The 1,444-nt window shown below is 31.8% G+C and carries 2 pseudogenes; one reads left to right on the plus strand and one right to left on the minus strand.

Annotation, left to right across the window (positions count from 1 at the left end):
• Nucleotides 1-350, minus strand: a pseudogene (locus AC1DTM_RS26355) (penicillin-binding protein 2); the annotation flags it as partial.
• 402 nt (nt 351-752) lie between these two features.
• Between AC1DTM_RS26355 and AC1DTM_RS26360 the strand changes: the two are divergent.
• Nucleotides 753-1,444, plus strand: a pseudogene (locus AC1DTM_RS26360) (penicillin-binding protein); the annotation flags it as partial.

A 1,444-nucleotide genomic window follows, 5' to 3' on the forward strand; every position in this document is an offset into this window, starting at 1 on the left:
GAGTATAACGGTATATCATTCATAGTCTGCTTTTTACAAGATTGTTGTAATTGCGATTTTATGTCCTCCGCAGAAATGTCATGTTGAAACTCGCTTGAAAATTGATTGAAAAAAGCTAATGTGTTTGATGTATCTTGATTCGATAGCTTTTCATCRTTAGAAGTGCAATATAGAGATTTAACTTTCTTATTTGTAGCTAGTATTACACCATTTTGATCAAAAATTTTTCCTCTTTCAGCTGAAGAAGTTGCGATAGTAATTGAAATGAAGTTGATTTTTAATAAAATTAGTAAAATCAAACCTACAATAGAAAGAACCGCAAAAAATCTCCATCTTTTCGTATGTAACATATAACCCTCCCTTATGTAGCCTATTTCATCTTATAGTTAATTATTTTTTTTGTAAATGTGGAACAACTTTATTACTTAGGTTGTCTATTAAGTATTACAGCATGAAGAAAGGAATAATTAGTATGAAAAGTTACTAGCAAGTCTATGTGTAAGTTTAATATGAATCATTATACAGTTCAGCATTTTTAATGCAAGCGACAAAAAAATAGAGAGAAAAACAGGAAGGGAGATTTATCAATTACGCGGCTAAACCAAAAGGAATTGGTGCTTACAAGGATTTAGAAAAAAAGATAAGACACTATTTATAACTGAATGGTGGTTTCTAATATATAGGGAACGTATTTAGTATATTTCTTTACTAAGTATTAGTGAGGAGTTCCGGAAGAATTATATGGAGGATTTATGAAAAAACAAAAAGGAAAGAAGCAGAAGACATATATATCTATTCGATTGAATATAATGTTCCTTTGCATATTTGTACTATTCTCAGCTATTATTATGCAGCTAGGAAAAGTACAAATCGTTGAGGGAGAGGCTTATAAGAACCAAGTGGAAAACAGTCAAAATGAAACAACTAGTATACCAGTTCCACGTGGACAAATTCTAGATCGAGAAGGGAAAACGGTCGTTAATAATAAATCTCTTCGCGCAATTACGTATACAAGGGTGAAGGGGATTACGAGTGAAGATATTTTAAAAACAGCAAAAGAATTGGCGAAAGTACTTGAAATGCCTGAACAAGATATAAATAAGTTAACCGATATCGATAAAAAAGATTTCTGGATGCAATTGAATACGAAACGTGCGGAATCAAAGATTACTAAAAAAGACATAGGAAAGTTTAAAGAAAAGGGAATAGAGGGAAAAGAACTAGACAAAAAAATTCAAGACTTAAGACGAAGTCGCGTTATAGAAGTAGAATTGGCAGAATTAACAGCACAAGATTTAAAGGTGTTAGCTATTAAAAGTAAAATGAGTTCAGGTTATCAACTGACACCACAAATTATTAAAAAAGATGTGACAGATCAAGAATATGCGCGGATAAGTGAAAACCTTGCGGAGTTTCCAGGAGTAGATACAACAGTTGATTGGGA

Source organism: Bacillus sp. P4_D3 (assembly GCF_056401855.1).